General features: G+C 69.0%; 14 protein-coding genes. 8 read left to right on the forward strand and 6 right to left on the reverse strand.

Annotation, left to right across the window (positions count from 1 at the left end; genetic code table 11):
* Positions 1–4 precede the first annotated feature (4 nt).
* Both NJQ98_RS15385 and NJQ98_RS15390 read right to left on the reverse strand, forming a co-directional pair.
* Positions 5–172 (reverse strand): hypothetical protein, encoded by a 168-nt coding sequence (locus tag NJQ98_RS15385; protein ID WP_262180265.1) that lies wholly within the window; start codon positions 170–172, stop codon positions 5–7.
* A gap of 73 nt (positions 173–245) precedes the next feature.
* Positions 246–1,433, reverse strand: coding sequence for an MFS transporter (locus NJQ98_RS15390; RefSeq protein WP_262180267.1), 1,188 nt, complete (start codon positions 1,431–1,433; stop codon positions 246–248).
* 90 nt (positions 1,434–1,523) lie between these two features.
* Here NJQ98_RS15390 and NJQ98_RS15395 point away from each other — a divergent pair, with 90 nt between their 5' ends.
* Together NJQ98_RS15395 and NJQ98_RS15400 are read left to right on the forward strand one after the other, a co-directional pair.
* Positions 1,524–2,528, forward strand: coding sequence for a deoxyhypusine synthase (locus NJQ98_RS15395; RefSeq protein WP_262180269.1), 1,005 nt, complete (start codon positions 1,524–1,526; stop codon positions 2,526–2,528).
* 6 nt (positions 2,529–2,534) lie between these two features.
* Positions 2,535–3,368, forward strand: a complete 834-nt coding sequence (locus NJQ98_RS15400) for a glycerophosphodiester phosphodiesterase (RefSeq protein ID WP_262180270.1) — start codon at positions 2,535–2,537, stop codon at positions 3,366–3,368.
* A gap of 60 nt (positions 3,369–3,428) precedes the next feature.
* Here NJQ98_RS15400 and NJQ98_RS15405 read toward each other — a convergent pair whose 3' ends face one another.
* Positions 3,429–3,677, reverse strand: coding sequence for a hypothetical protein (locus NJQ98_RS15405; RefSeq protein WP_262180272.1), 249 nt, complete (start codon positions 3,675–3,677; stop codon positions 3,429–3,431).
* A gap of 225 nt (positions 3,678–3,902) precedes the next feature.
* On the opposite strand from NJQ98_RS15405, the gene NJQ98_RS15410 reads away from it, so the two are divergent.
* The gene (locus tag NJQ98_RS15410) at positions 3,903–5,090 is read left to right on the forward strand and encodes a redox-regulated ATPase YchF (protein WP_262180274.1); all 1,188 of its coding nucleotides are present in this window, start codon (positions 3,903–3,905) and stop codon (positions 5,088–5,090) included.
* A gap of 316 nt (positions 5,091–5,406) precedes the next feature.
* The gene (locus tag NJQ98_RS15415) at positions 5,407–6,216 is read left to right on the forward strand and encodes an alpha/beta fold hydrolase (RefSeq protein WP_262180275.1); all 810 of its coding nucleotides are present in this window, start codon (positions 5,407–5,409) and stop codon (positions 6,214–6,216) included.
* A 210-nt stretch (positions 6,217–6,426) separates the two neighbouring features.
* On the opposite strand, the gene NJQ98_RS15420 is transcribed toward NJQ98_RS15415, so the two are convergent.
* Entirely contained in the window at positions 6,427–7,383 is a 957-nt protein-coding gene (locus tag NJQ98_RS15420) for a TIGR03557 family F420-dependent LLM class oxidoreductase (RefSeq protein WP_262180277.1), read from the reverse strand.
* Positions 7,384–7,661: 278 nt separating this feature from the next.
* Between NJQ98_RS15420 and NJQ98_RS15425 the strand changes: the two genes are divergently transcribed.
* On the forward strand, positions 7,662–8,153 hold the full coding sequence (locus NJQ98_RS15425; RefSeq protein WP_262180279.1) for a YciE/YciF ferroxidase family protein: 492 nt from the start codon (positions 7,662–7,664) through the stop codon (positions 8,151–8,153).
* A gap of 2 nt (positions 8,154–8,155) precedes the next feature.
* Here the strand turns inward: NJQ98_RS15425 and NJQ98_RS15430 are convergent, their stop codons facing one another.
* Entirely contained in the window at positions 8,156–9,388 is a 1,233-nt protein-coding gene (locus NJQ98_RS15430; protein ID WP_262180281.1) for a hypothetical protein, read from the reverse strand.
* A 107-nt stretch (positions 9,389–9,495) separates the two neighbouring features.
* On the opposite strand from NJQ98_RS15430, the gene NJQ98_RS15435 reads away from it, so the two are divergent.
* The 3 genes from NJQ98_RS15435 to NJQ98_RS15445 all read left to right on the forward strand — a co-directional run bounded on the left by NJQ98_RS15435 (position 9,496) and on the right by NJQ98_RS15445 (position 12,418).
* A complete protein-coding gene (locus tag NJQ98_RS15435; RefSeq protein ID WP_262180283.1) occupies positions 9,496–10,227 on the forward strand; it encodes a 5-formyltetrahydrofolate cyclo-ligase in 732 nt (243 codons plus the stop codon).
* Between the two features lie 53 nt (positions 10,228–10,280).
* Complete coding sequence (locus NJQ98_RS15440) at positions 10,281–12,170, forward strand: ATP-binding protein (RefSeq protein WP_262180285.1); 1,890 nt, start codon at positions 10,281–10,283, stop codon at positions 12,168–12,170.
* A 71-nt stretch (positions 12,171–12,241) separates the two neighbouring features.
* Entirely contained in the window at positions 12,242–12,418 is a 177-nt protein-coding gene (locus NJQ98_RS15445) for a hypothetical protein (protein WP_262180287.1), read from the forward strand.
* Positions 12,419–12,425: 7 nt separating this feature from the next.
* Here NJQ98_RS15445 and NJQ98_RS15450 read toward each other — a convergent pair whose 3' ends face one another.
* Positions 12,426–13,832 (reverse strand): dihydrolipoyl dehydrogenase family protein, encoded by a 1,407-nt coding sequence (locus NJQ98_RS15450; protein ID WP_262180289.1) that lies wholly within the window; start codon positions 13,830–13,832, stop codon positions 12,426–12,428.
* Positions 13,833–13,854 lie beyond the last annotated feature (22 nt).

A 13,854-nucleotide genomic window follows, 5' to 3' on the forward strand; every position in this document is an offset into this window, starting at 1 on the left:
ACCGTCACCGCTTGTGGATAGCGTAGCCGGTCACGCTCAGCCCGAGGCTGGAGACGCCGGCGACCGACGCGAACACCGGGGCCCAGGTGGACGGCAGGAGGACGAATCCGGCGAGACCGGTAAGGAGGGCCAGGCCGAACACGGTGACCATTGCGAGCAATGCGTTTTCCACGTTAGAACTAACTGGTATTCGTTTGATAAGTATTTCGGCCAGTCGCCGGACGGGTCGCTGCGGACGGACCCGGTCACGAGCGACGCGTCGCCGCGGCGAGCGCGAGGGCGGCGACCCCGGCGGCCACAGCGGCGACCGCGAACACGCCGCGGACGCCGACGAGGGGGACCAGCGGGCCGAACAGGAGCGGCGAGAGGAACTGTCCGGTGTAGCCGAAGGAGGCGACGTAGGCGCTGAACTGCCCCTGTCGGTCCGGCGGAGCGAACTGCTCGACCCAGGCGAACGTCGACGGGAACACCAGCCCGACGCCGAGTCCGAAGAGGACGACCGGTACCATCGCGGTCACTGCGGTCCCGACCACCGTCGCCGCCCCGAAGCCGAGCACCCAGAGCAGGAAGGCGACGCCGACGAGCGTGGCTCGCCCGGCGCGGTTCAGGAGCCGGTCGTACACTGCCGCAGAGACGCCGCCGGCGGTGCCGTTGGCGGCCAGATAGAGGCTGATAGCCAGCGAGGAGCTGACGCCCACCTCCGGGAGGAACTGCGGGTAAAACACCACGATGGCATAGAGCAGCGCGTTCGCGCCGAAGTAGAGCAGATACACCGGCAGGAGCGCCGGCTGCCGGCGGAAGACCGCAAGCGTCGCCCGGACCCGGGCGGGGAGGGCGGCCGACGCGTCCGACCCGTCGCCGTCGGCCGCGCCGTCGCGCGTCTCCGGTATCGTCAGGACCGCCACCAGCCCGAGCGGGACGGCGACGAAGTAGACGCCGAAGGGGAGGTTCCAGGCCACCGCGCCGGCCGCGCCGCCGACGAGGGGCCACACCGCGGCCCCGGCGCTGTTGGCGCCGCTGCGGTACCCCAGCGCCCGCTCCATCGACTGGCCCTCGTACAGCTCGTAGATGAGGACCGTAATCGCGGTGTACACCGCCGCCGTTCCGATACCGAGGACGACCCGCGAGAGCAGGAGCGGGACGAAGCTGTCGATGACCAGCCCCGCGCCCCCGCCGACGCCGTAGACGAAGAGGCCCGCGACGAAGGGCCGGCGGGGTCCGACCCGGTCGACGAGCGAGCCCATCAGCGGGCTCGCGAGCACGATGACCCCGCCGTGGGCCGTAATGATGAGCCCCGCGGCGGTCCCCGAGACGCCGAGTTCGTCCTGTATCCGCGGGACGACCGGTCCGAGTATCGCGCCAGCCATCACCGTCAGCGTCGCCGCCGCGACGATGACCCAGAGGGACCGTCGCCGGCTCGTCGAGATGGACACACCGGCCCCCTCGTGAGCCACGGTGTCGACGGTTTCGGTTCCGTTCCGAAACCACGCCGTTGAAGCCCGCCGCCCGACCACACAGTGCCAATGAGCGACCACGAGGACCGAGAGACGTTCTGTCACGACCCCATCGGCCACGCCGAGGCGCGCGCGGGGATGACCGTCGGCGAACTGGCGGACAGCTACGGTGGGGCCGGCATCGGCGCGGCCGACATCCACGAGGCCGTCGACATCTACGCCGAGATGCTCTCCGACGACGTGACGACCTTCGTCGGGCTGGCCGGCGCGATGGTCCCCACAGGGATGCGCGCTATCATCTCCGAACTCATCCGGGACGGCCACGTCGACGTGCTGGTCACGACCGGCGCGAACTGCACCCACGACACCATCGAGGCCATCGGCGGCAAACACCACCACGGCGAGGTCACGGCGGAGGGCCACACCGAGCGCGAACACGACGAGACGCTCCGGGACGAGGGCGTCGACCGCATCTACAACGTCTACCTCCCCCAGGAGCACTTCGCGCTGTTCGAGAACCACCTCCGCGAGGAGGTCTTCACCGTCCTCGAAGACGAGGGCGCGGTCTCGATTCAGCGGATGACCGAGGAGCTGGGCCGGGCCAACAGCGAGGTCAACGAGCGCGACGACGTGGCCGAGGACGCCGGCGTCCTGGCCGCCGCCTACGAGAACGACGTGCCGGTGTACTGCCCCGCCTTCCAGGACTCCGTCCTGGGGCTGCAGGCCTGGATGTACTCCCAGACGAGCGACTTCACCGTCGACGCGCTCGCGGACATGACCTCGATCACGGACATCGCCTACGAGGCCGACAGCGCCGGCGCGCTCGTGGTCGGCGGCGGCGTCCCGAAGAACTACGTCCTCCAGACGATGCTGGTCTCGCCCGACGCCTACGACTACGCCGTCCAGCTGACGATGGACCCCGCAAACACCGGCGGGCTCTCGGGGGCGACGCTGGACGAGGCCCGCTCGTGGGGGAAGCTAGAGAAGGACGCCCGGAACGTCTCCGTCTACGCCGACGCGACCATCACCCTGCCGCTGGTGGTCGCCGCGGCCCGGGAGCGAATCGGGGAGTGAGTCGGTGTGGGCCCGACCAGCGACGACACAACCGTCATCGCTCACCGCGGGTTCGCCGGCCGGTACCCCGAAAACACCGTGGCGGCCGTCGAGGCGGCCGCACGCGGCGGGACGGGAGCGGGCCACGCCCCCGCGGACATGGTCGAGGTGGACGTGGTCCCCACGGCGGACGGCACCCCGGTCGTCTTCCACGACAAAACCCTCGGCGGGCGCGCCGACGGCGGGCTGACCGACCGCTCGGGCACCGTCTGGGAGACCGACACCGAGACCGTGACCGGCGCGCGGGTGCTCGGCACTGCTGAGACGGTCCCGACGCTCGACGAGGTGCTGGCGGCGATTCCGCCGAGTGTCGGGGTGAACGTCGAGTTCAAGAACCCGGGTAGCGACGACCTGGCCTTCGAGACGGCGCTCTCGGAGGCGGCCCTGGCGACCCGGGCGGACATCTGGCGGCCCTTCACCGACGCCGTCCTCGACGTCGTCGACGAGCACGACAACGACGTGCTGGTCTCCTCGTTCTACGAGGCCGCGCTCTCGACCGTCCGCGAGCGGGCCCCGTCGGTTCCGGTCGCCGTCCTCGTCGCTTCGGAGGTCCGAACCGGGTTAGAAATCGCCCGCAGATACGATTGTGAGGCGGTACACGTCGCGCTCGATACTGTGCCGGGGACGCCCTTCGCCGACGAGTCCCTCGCGGTCGACGACCTCGTTGCGCTCGCTCACGGAGAGGACCGCCGGCTGAACGCGTACACCGTCCGGAGCTGGTATCAGGCCCGCCAACTGGTCGAGGCGGGCGTCGACGGTATCATCGCCGAGTACCCCGGGCTGCTCGGTTTCGAGGGCTGACGCCGCCGACGCGGCCGCCGGGGGTTCGCCCGCGAGCGGTCGCCGACGCGTCAGGGGTGCCTACTTCTGTTGCCAGATGCCCTGCTCCTCGTTGACTAGCCCCTCGAACTGTCCCTGCTGGAGATAGCCGCCGAAGACCAGGACGACGACGCCCAGAGCGCCCAGAAGCGCCGCAATCGCCGCGTTCGCGCCGCTGACGACGACCGAGGTCGCCGCAGTGAAACACAGCGCCCCGGTCGCAATCGTAATTGCGAACAGGATGCTCCGGCGCGTCCCCGCCTCCGAGTTGTCGAATAGCTGTCGGTCCATCTGTGTTCGCCGGAGAGATTCGGCCGAAGCGCCTTATTTATAATGGCTCAATTGGCGGGACGCTCCCGCCCTTTCGCGGCCCGTGTGACGCGTTCGCTGTGCCTGTCACGCTTCGTGGTCCGGCCCGGCGATACTGTGGCCGGCGGCGGCCCGCTTGTTTGCGACTCTCACACGCTCTCGGTCCGTTTGACAACTCTTTAGCCGCTCTCTGTCATCCTTTCCCCAATGAGCTACAAGATCGGACTCGTCGGCAAGCCCTCCGTCGGCAAGTCCACCTTCTTCAACGCGGCGACGATGAACGACGTGCCCGAGGGCGCGTACCCGTTCACGACTATCGACCCCTCGATGGGCGAGGCGTACGTCCGCGTCGACTGTGCCGCCCCGGAGTTCGAACACAGCTGTACCCCCAACCACGGCTACTGCGACGACGGCGTCCGCTTCGTCCCGACGAAACTGGTCGACGTGGCCGGGCTGGTCCCGGGCGCCCACGAGGGGAAGGGCCTGGGGAACCAGTTCCTCTCGGACCTCAACGAGGCCGACGTCCTCATCCACGTCGTCGACTTCACCGGCGAGACGGACCTGGAGGGCGAGCCCACCGAGGACCACGACCCCCGCGAGGACATCGACTTCCTGGAGAACGAACTGGACATGTGGTATCTCGACGTGCTGGAGAAGGGCATCGAGCGCTACCGCTCGGGCTACCACGGCGAGGACGGCGACATCGAGGTCGACCTCGCCGAGCAGCTCTCGGCGTTCAAGATTAACGAGGACGAGATCAAGCAGGTCATCCTGTCGCTGGACCTCGAACTCGACCCCGACGCGTGGGACGACGCGGACCGCGAGGAACTCGCCCGCGAGATCCGCATCCGGACGAAGCCGATGGTCATCGCGGCCAACAAGATGGACACCGAGGCCGCACAGGACAACTGGGAGGCGGTGACGACCGACCCCGACTACGAGCATCTCACCTTCGTCCCCGTCTCGGCCCACGCCGAGAAGGCGCTGAAGAACGGCGCCGAACAGGACGTGCTGGACTACCGGCCCGGCGACAGCGACTTCGAGATTCTGGCGGACCTGCCCGAGGCGAAGGCCGCGGGACTGGAACAGATACGGGAGTTCGTCGACGACTTCGGCGGCACCGGCGTCCAGCGGGCCCTCGAAACGGCGCTGTTCGAGGAACTGGAGGCGATTGCGGTGTTCCCCGGCGCCCGGAAACCACAGGACGACGGCACCTTCCTGCAGGACTGTTTCGTCCTCCCCGACGGGTCGACCGCCGAGGACTTCGCGTACTTCTTACACACCGACATCGGTGACGGCTTCCTCCACGCCCACGACGTGCGCTCACAGCGCCAGATAGGGGCCGACACGGAGCTAGACCACCGCGACGTGGTCGAAATCACGACGACGAACTAACGGGGTCGTAGCACAGCAGAGGCACCGAGTCTGGCTCTCTTGTCTCCTTGAGAGAGAGGGGTTCTTGCGTCCCTCGCACGCCCTCGACGGGGACGTGTGGACAACCGAGATAGTCCGGGCATACGGGTCCGGCCGGCCGCCTTACTCCGGATAAGGGTGGGTTTCGCTCCGGCCCGTCACGCAAGGTGCAGATACTTTACCCCCGACCGGCCGGCCCGGTCGGGGAAACGGCCCTATACTAATCCCCGCTCGCCGCCGACGGCCGGCGGATGCTCGGACGCTCGCTCACCGACGCGACTACAGCGGGGCACTGCGAATGAATCGACCCGAGTCGGAGACGCTCCGTCGGGGCGTCGACGCGACCGGCCCGGCGGACGCGACGACGCTCGTGTTCGTTCACGGAGCGGTGTTCCAGCGCCGGATGTGGGCGCCACAGCGGGACGCGCTGGCCGAGCAGTTCCGTGTCGTGACTGTCGACCTCCCCGGCCACGGCGAGCGGGCGGGGACCGACTTCGACCTCGGCTCGTCGGTCGAACTGTTAGAGGGGGTGTTCGACGAGGTCGGCCCGGCGATACTCGTGGGCCTCTCGCTGGGCGGGTACGTGGCGACGGCCTACGCCTACGACAGCCCCGAAGCCGTCGACGGACTGGTGCTCACGGGCAGCAGCGCGAACCCGGTCGGGGCCCTCGACCCCCTCACCCGCGCCATCGCCGGCCTGACCCGACTGCTGACCCGGAGCGACCGCGTCGAGTCGAAACTGGAGGACTTCGCCGCGTGGTGGACCAACAGGCGCGACATCACCGCCGACCACAAGCGGGAGATAATCGACGCCGGCTTCAGCCCGCGGCAGTTCGGCGTCGCCGGGCCGTACCTCGCCGGACAGGACTTCCGGGCCGCCTTCGGCCGCTACGACGGCCCGGCGCTGGTCCTCAACGGCCAGGGCGACCTCGTCAGCAGACTCGGTGCGGGCGACCACGGCGAAGCCGCGCCCGACGCCAGGGTCGAGGTCGTCGACGGCAGCGGTCACACGGCCAATCTCGGCCGGCCGGAGGCCTACACCGAGGCGATTCGGCGGTTCACGCGCCGTGTCCGCTCCGATACCTCGCCGGGGGTCGAACAGCAGTAAGGACGACGGCGTGGACGGCCTGCCCGGAGGGTCCGGGGTCGTTTAGCGCTTCTTCCAACCCGTACCCGAAAGGGACAACCGCCAGCGCCCGGTAGGTGCGTCCGGCCGATGACGAACCGGTGTTCCGAGCCGGGGTGACTCCCCGGCGGTGACGAACCCTATGAGTGCCGAGGCCACCGACTCCCCCAGAGGGACAGCCGCGTTCCGCCCTCACGAGAACGACGGGAGCACTTCCTCCTCGTACAGCTCCAGCAGCGCCCCCTGGTCGTCTCCTATCTGCATGGTGTAGACGTGGTCGTAGCCGGCGTCGATGGCCGCCTCGATGCTGTCGATGTGGGCCTGCGGGTCGGGGTCCGTGATGATGCTGCCCTCGGCGATGTCGTCCTTCGAGACCATTTCCGTCGCCTGTTCGAACAGCGCCGGGGTGGCCAGTTCGGCGCTCAGTTCGCCCGGCAGCGCGCTGTTGGGCCAGTACTTGTAGGCGGTCTCGACCGCTTCGTCCTCGGTCTCGGCCACGCAGGCCTGGAGCTGGCAGAAACGCGGCCCCTCTCCGCCGTTGTCCTCCCAGACCTCGATGGCCTCCTGCGGGCCGACCGACCAGAACCCGTCGCTGAAGTCGGCGGCGGCCGTGGCGGCGCGCTCGCCGTACGCGGAGACGCAGATGGGCGGGGGTTCCTCGGGTAGCGTGAACAGCCGTGCGTTCTCGACGGTGTAGTGGTCCCCGTGGTGGCTGATTTCCCGGCCCGACCAGAGTTTCCGTATCACGCCGACGGCCTCTTCGAGCATCTCCAGGCGGACGGCGTGTTCGGGCCAGCGGTCGCCCAGGACGTGTTCGTTGAGGTTCTCGCCGGTGCCGACGCCGGCGTAGAACGCGCGGCTCTCGAACATCGCGGCGACGGTGGCGGCGGCCTGCGCGTAGATGGCCGGGTGGAAACGCTGTATCGGCGCCGAGACGCCGACACCGACGTCGATGTCTTCGGTCGCGGTCGCGACTCCGCCCAGCGTCGACCAGACGAAGGGCGCCTCGCCCTGCTCGCCGACCCAGGGGTGGAAGTGGTCCGAGATAGAGAGGAAGTCGAAGCCGGCCGCCTCCGCCCGCTGGGCGTAGTCGACCAGGGCCGACGGGTGGTGCTCCTCGCTCGATAGGGTGTAGCCGATTGCTGTCATTGTGGCTCCGGGGCGGATGTAGCCTGTCGCCCGGCCCGGCAGTGGGGCCACTGCCGGCGACTGAAAGGCCACTTAGTGCAGTGTGACGAGACAGTGCCAGCGGGTCGTTCCGGCGCCGACCCTCGCTGTCTCCCGCTGCCGTCGCGGCTGTCGGTGTCGTCCCCGCTGCCGTCTGGCCGCCAGTGTGCCAACTCGGCGCGTCCACGCCCCGGGTGGCGGCCTGCAGCTACAACCAGACAACTGATTGACAGCCCGCGCCAGTTCCCGCTAGAGGCACCATGACTACAGAATCCATAGACGAGCTCCTCCTCGAGGGGCTCCAGGAGATGTACTACACCGAACAACAACTCGTCGACGCACTGGAGACACTCGCCGAGGGGACCGAGAACGCGGACGCCAAGGAGGCGTTCTCGGAACACCGCGCCGAGACGGAGGGACAGATAGACCGGCTGGAGCGGGTGTTCGACCAGCTCGGCGAGGAGCCGACCGCCACGGAGGACGCGGTCGTACAGTCGATGATCTCCGAACACGAGCAGTTCGCTCGGGAGAACGAGGGCGAAGTGCTGGAGCGGTACAACATGGAGGTCGGCCAGAAGACCGAACACTACGAGATAGCGGCCTACGGGAACCTCACGTCGCTGGCGGAGAAGACCGGCCACGAGGAGGCCGCCGACATGCTCGCGGAGTCGCTCCGGGAGGAGGAGGACGCACTCGACAAAGTGACACAGGTCAGCGAGCAGTACGACCAACAGCAGATAGCGGGCGACTGAGGTCAGGGCCGGTCCAGGAACAGCGTCAGGTGGCTGACGATGGTCCGGCTCTCCAGCCCGCCGGCCAGCGCGCCCGACAGGACGCCGATAGTGCTGATGAACGCGCCGGTCCGGACGAGGTCGACGAGGCCCACGACCGGATCTTCGAGGCTCGGCCAGTTCGACATCAGGTTTGGCGGGAAGACGACGAGTTCGATGACGAGCATCACGCTCCAGACGACGGCGAACAGGCCGACCATCGCCCCCAGAAGTATGAGGAAGACAGTCACGTTGACCAGTGCCGTCTGCTCAGTGACAACCCGGTGTCGTTTGCGCGGGAAGGCGAGCTTCTGAGCGAAGAAGACGTACAGCGCGGCGACGAGGACGCTCACCGCCGCGAACAGCGCCGCCGTGAGGTTCCCCATGTGCACGCCCACGTCCCAGGACTCGGCGCTGAAGACGATGACGAGCGTCGGCGCCACCGCCGCTGTCGACAGCTTCGGCAGCGACAGCGGGAGCAGCGGGGCGCGGCTGTTGCCCAGCGCCCGCAGGACCCGACTCGGGTTCCGGGCGGCGCTCGCCCCGTGGAAGGCCAGGCGCCCCAGCGGGCCCCGCGGCGTGGCCTCGTCGGCCGGTATCTCACCCGCAATCCGCCGGAGCTGGGCCGCGACATCGGCGTCTATCGGCGGTATCGACCGCCTGTCGGCAGCGAACTCGAATGGGGCCATGACGCCGCCGTCGGCGTGGCGCGCGCCCAGCACGTGCCCGACCAGATGGGCCAGCAGCGCCGCCCCGTTCCACCGGACCGCGCCGTCGTCGAGTCGGCGCGTCGGCTCGCCCCGTGGCGCCCGCCGGAGGTTCCGCGTCGACAGTACGGCCACCCGCGCCAGCGGCGAAGCCAGCCCCGGGACGAACCGCTCGCGCCGGGAGACGAGCGGGGCGTCGGTCACCACTGCGACCATGTCGTAGGGCCCCTCGGCCATCTCGTCGGTGGCCCTGTCGAGGAACTCCGAGGGCCGGCGCCGGTCGGCGTCGGGGAGCCGCTGGGGCGATTCCAGGAAGCACCGCCACGAGACCTCCGTGGCCGCGCCGAACGCCTCGACGGTGTCAGCGGCGACCTGCGAGGCGAACGACGACAGCCGGTCCGGGTCGGTCCCGGGCGCGTGGGCGACGAACACGCCGACGTCGACCCGCAGGTCGCTCGCCCCCTCCGTCTCGGCGGCCACGAGCGCGGGCTCCGCTTGGGACTTACTCATCGCGAGAAAGTTCACTTCCACGACACTTCTGCGTTTGGTCCGTCGCCGACGGATACCCACGCAGGCGACTGGCCAAACAGTATGTGGCCCCGGCCACACCGTGTCGTATGGACAAACAGGCCATCAGGGAGCGGGTGTGGGACCGGATGGAAGAGGAGGGAATCGCCCGGTTCCCGTTTCCGCCCCACGACCGCATTCCGAACTTCGAGGGCGCCCCCGCGGCCGCCGAGCGGGTGACCGAGACCGACGTGTGGGACGGCGCCGAGACGGTCAAGGCCAACCCCGACTCGCCGCAGCTCCCACTGCGCCGGGCCGCGTTGCGGGCCGGCAAGACGGTGTACATGGCGGTCCCGCGGCTGCGTGACCGACGCTGTTTCTACGAACTCGACCCGGCCGAACTGGACGACATCGAGGCCGCGCCGGCCGTCTCGAACGTCGCCGACCACGCCCGGCAGGTCGGGCCCGAGGCGGTCGGACAGATAGACCTCGTGGTCTCGGGGTCGGTGGCGGTCACCGAGGACGGCGCCCGCATCGGCAAGGGCGAGGGGTACAGCGACCTGGAGTACGCCGTTCTGTGCGAGCTGGGGCTGGTCGACGCGTCGACGCCGGTCCTGACAACGGTCCACGAACGGCAGGTCGTCGACGGGCCCGAAAGCGCCGCTCCGGGGGCGACCGTCCCCGTCGACGACCACGACGTACCGATGGACTACGTCGTCACGCCGGAGCGGACAGTCGAGACCCACAGCCCGTATCCGCGCCCCGACGGTATCGACTGGGCCACCCTCGACGCGGACCGTCTCGCGGAGATACCGGTCCTGGCCGACCGCCGTCCGGAGTGATTCCCGCGACTGTGGTACAACACTGATATAGGGCAGAACGACCTTTAACGACCATGGAAAACCCCGTGGTCGCAGGGGGGCGACCGCTCACCGCGACGGACGGACGCGTTCACGTCCTCTACGTCGATACGGCAGCGACCGCGCCCGAGTCCCTCCGCACCGCGGACGGCGTTCACGAGATTCGGACGTGCAGGTCGGTCGAGGCCGCGCTGGCGGCGCTGGAGACCGAGCGCGTCGACTGCGTCGTCAGCGAGTACACGCTCCCCGACCGCGACGGGCTCGACTTCCTCCGGGAGGTCCGGGACCGGTGGTCGGGGCTGCCGTTCGTGCTGGTGACCGGCGACGGCGACGAGGCGCTGGCCAGCGAGGCCATCGGCGCCGGCGCGACGGACTATCTGTCGAAGGACAACGTCGGGGCGCTGGGCGAGCGCGTCGTCTCGGCCGTCACCGACGCCGCCGAACAGGGAGAAATCCTGGGTCGGATGACTGACGCCTTCTTCGCGGTCGACACCGACTGGCGGTTCACGTACGTCAACGAGGAGGGGCTGTCCATCCTCTGTGAGGCCATCGGCGAGGAGTTATCCGCGGCCGAACTCCTCGGGCGGTCCATCTGGGACGAACTGCCGCCGCTCGTCGGCACGCAGTTCTACGACGCCTACCACCGTGCGATGGACGACCAGGAGCCGGTGTCGTTCGAGGCCCACTACGACCCCCTCAGCACGTGGTTCGCGGTTCGTGCGTACCCGTCGCCGACCGGGCTCTCGGTGTACTTCCGGGACGTGACCGAACGGAAGGCCCGCGAAGAGGAGATGGCCGAACGCGACCGCGTCCTCCGTGAGGTGTACCGGATAATCGCCGACAAGGACCGGGACTTCGAGGAGAAGGTCGACGAGTTGCTCGGCCTGGGTCGGGAGGTGCTCGACACCGATTGTGCCGCGCTCTCGTCGATATCGGACGACAGCTACGTCTTCGACATCGTCCACGACCCCTCCGGACAAATCACGAGCGGCGACGTCATCCCGCTGAGCGCGACCAACTGCGAGCGCGCGGTCGTCGACGAGGAGACGCTCGTCCTCGGCGACGTCGCCGCCGAGGCCCCGGAGCTGACCGACCGGGCCGGCTACACCGAGATGGGGACCTCCTGTTATCTCGGGACGCCGGTGTGGGTCGACGGTGAGATAGACGGGACGTTCTGCTTTTTCGACACCGAACCCCGGACCGACTCCTTCACCGACTGGGAGGTGACGCTCATCGACCTGATGGGCAACTGGGTGAGCTACGAGAGAGAGCGCGAGCGCCACGCGGCACAGCTCACCCGCGAGCGCAACCGGCTCGACGACTTCGCGAGCCTCGTCAGCCACGACCTGCGGAACCCGCTGACGGTCGCGATGGGTCGGCTCGACATCATCCGCGAGGGGTACGACGGCGACCCCGACCACGTCGACACCGTCGAAGCGTCCCTGGAGCGCATGGACGCGCTCATCGAGGACCTGCTGGTGCTCTCGCGGTCGGGCAAACAGTCGGTGGAGCCGGAACCGCACGTCCTGCGGTCGGTCGCGACGGCCGCCTGGGAGGCGACCGGGTCCGACGACGCGACCCTGCACGTAGTGGACGGCGACACAACGCTCTACGGGGACACAGTCTCCACCCAGCAGCTGTTCGAGAACCTCCTGCGGAACGCGGTCGAACACGGCGGCGCCGACGTGACCGTTGAGGTCGGCGCCCTCTCGGACGGCTTCTACGTCGCTGACGACGGGCCGGGCATCCCGCCCGAGGACCGCGGACAGGTGTTCGACAGCGGCTACACGACCAGCGACGACGGCACCGGCTTCGGCCTCCGCATCGTCCGCGGGATAGTCGACGCCCACGGCTGGGCTATCGACGTCTCCGAGAGCGTGGACGGCGGCGCCCGCTTCGAGGTAACCGGCGTCAGAACGGAGTGAGGTACCGAACTGCGGGCGACGACCCCGCCGCCGGACACAGACTTATGAAATTGTAGGATATACAACAAAACATGGCGCACCAACCGGAGCGGCCAACGGAGTACGTCTGTGAGAACTGCAACAACATCGTCGCGGGCGTCGTCGACGGCGAACCGCCCGACCACACGTACCGTGCGCCGAGGGACTGTCGGGCCTGTGGGAACTCCGCCTTCGTCGAACTGGACCGCTATCCGTCGACGCCACAGTGAGGCGCGCTCACCCGTCCAGCTGGGCCACGCAGTCCCTGACCAGCCCGTCGAGGTTCTCGGGGAGCGTCGGATGGTAGGCCCGGTCGGGAATCTCCCGCACGTCAAGTCCCAGCTCGACGACGATTTGCAGCGTCTTCGCGAAGCTGTCGGCGTGGTAGTGTAGTCCCTGCCACCCCAGCACCGTCCCGTCGGCCGCGTCGACGACGAGCTTCGCGAGGCCCTCGGGCACGTCCTTCGATTTGAAGACGCCGTCGTCGCTGGCCTGCCGGGTCGCCGTCACCACGCTGTGGCCGGCCGCTCGGGCGCTGTGCTCGTTGTGGCCGACGCGGGCGAACGGGTAGACGCCCAGCCCAGAGAAGATGACGTGGTGGTGGACGTTCTCGTAGGGCTGGGGGTCGCTGCCCGCCTCCTGACGCCGGATGTTCTCGGCGGCGGTGACGCCCTGCTCCTTGGCGACGTGGAGGATGGGCTCCTTGCCGTTGACGTCGCCGACGGCGTAGACGTGGTCGGCGTCGACCGTCTGCATGGTGTCCCCGACCCACTCGCCGTCCGCCGAGACGGCCGTCCGCTCCAGCCCCAGCCCGTCGAGCGTCGGCCGCCGGCCGGTGAAACAGAACAGCTGGTCGGCTTCGTAGATGTCCTCGCGCCCGTCGTCGAATTCGACGGACAGCCGCACGCCGCCGTCCTCGGTCGGTTCGAGGCGCCGCTCGTGGCAGTTCGTCGGAATCTCCACGTCCCAGTTGTCCTCGTATATGTCCCTGGCGGCGTCCCCGAAGGCCGGGTCGGCCTCGTCGATGGGCCGGTCGTCGTGCTCTATCACGGTAAGCCCCATGCCGCCGGCCTCCGCGAGGTAGGGGACCAGCTCCATCCCGATGTAGCCAAAGCCCATCACGATGCCCGAGTCCGGGAACGCCGTGGCGTCGAGCACGTCGGCGCTCGTCATGTAGTCGACATCGTCGATACCCGGTATCTCGGGGGGGTTTACCGTCGAGCCGGTGGCGACGACGACGTAATCCGCGTCGACGGTCCGCCCGCCCGCCCGGACCGTGTGGTCGTCGACGAACTCCGCGGTCGCGTGGACGAACTCGACGCCCTCGTGCTCGGTCAGGCCGTGGATTCCCTCGCGGCGGTGTTCGGCCCAGCCCAGCACGTGGTCGTCCTTGCGCTCGACGGTCGCCGCCAGGTCCACCTCCGGCGGGTCGCCGACGAGGCGCTCGTCGTGGCGCGCCTGGAACCGGTGGGCGCCGGCCGACAGCACCTCCTTCGACGGCATACACCCCTTGAGGATGCAGAGCCCGCCGCCGGGGTCCCCGTCGTCGATGAGTGTGAGGTCGATTCCGTCCACGGGGGCGAGTTCGCGGGCGGCGGCCGCGCCAGCGCTGCCGTACGCGCCGATGATGACGACGTGAGTCATGGTGGTGACTAGCCACCCGGTC

Source organism: Haloarcula laminariae (assembly GCF_025457605.1).
Lineage (GTDB): Archaea > Halobacteriota > Halobacteria > Halobacteriales > Haloarculaceae > Haloarcula > Haloarcula laminariae.

Excerpts from the sequence above, each read along its gene's own strand:
- NJQ98_RS15395 (WP_262180269.1), top strand. The coding sequence starts at position 1,524 with ATGAGCGACCACGAGGACCGAGAGACGTTCTGTCACGACCCCATCGGC.
- NJQ98_RS15405 (WP_262180272.1), bottom strand. The coding sequence starts at position 3,677 with ATGGACCGACAGCTATTCGACAACTCGGAGGCGGGGACGCGCCGGAGC.
- NJQ98_RS15410 (WP_262180274.1), top strand. The coding sequence starts at position 3,903 with ATGAGCTACAAGATCGGACTCGTCGGCAAGCCCTCCGTCGGCAAGTCC.
- NJQ98_RS15415 (WP_262180275.1), top strand. The coding sequence starts at position 5,407 with ATGAATCGACCCGAGTCGGAGACGCTCCGTCGGGGCGTCGACGCGACC.
- NJQ98_RS15420 (WP_262180277.1), bottom strand. The coding sequence starts at position 7,383 with ATGACAGCAATCGGCTACACCCTATCGAGCGAGGAGCACCACCCGTCG.
- NJQ98_RS15425 (WP_262180279.1), top strand. The coding sequence starts at position 7,662 with ATGACTACAGAATCCATAGACGAGCTCCTCCTCGAGGGGCTCCAGGAG.
- NJQ98_RS15430 (WP_262180281.1), bottom strand. The coding sequence starts at position 9,388 with ATGAGTAAGTCCCAAGCGGAGCCCGCGCTCGTGGCCGCCGAGACGGAG.
- NJQ98_RS15435 (WP_262180283.1), top strand. The coding sequence starts at position 9,496 with ATGGACAAACAGGCCATCAGGGAGCGGGTGTGGGACCGGATGGAAGAG.
- NJQ98_RS15440 (WP_262180285.1), top strand. The coding sequence starts at position 10,281 with ATGGAAAACCCCGTGGTCGCAGGGGGGCGACCGCTCACCGCGACGGAC.
- NJQ98_RS15445 (WP_262180287.1), top strand. The coding sequence starts at position 12,242 with ATGGCGCACCAACCGGAGCGGCCAACGGAGTACGTCTGTGAGAACTGC.
- NJQ98_RS15450 (WP_262180289.1), bottom strand. The coding sequence starts at position 13,832 with ATGACTCACGTCGTCATCATCGGCGCGTACGGCAGCGCTGGCGCGGCC.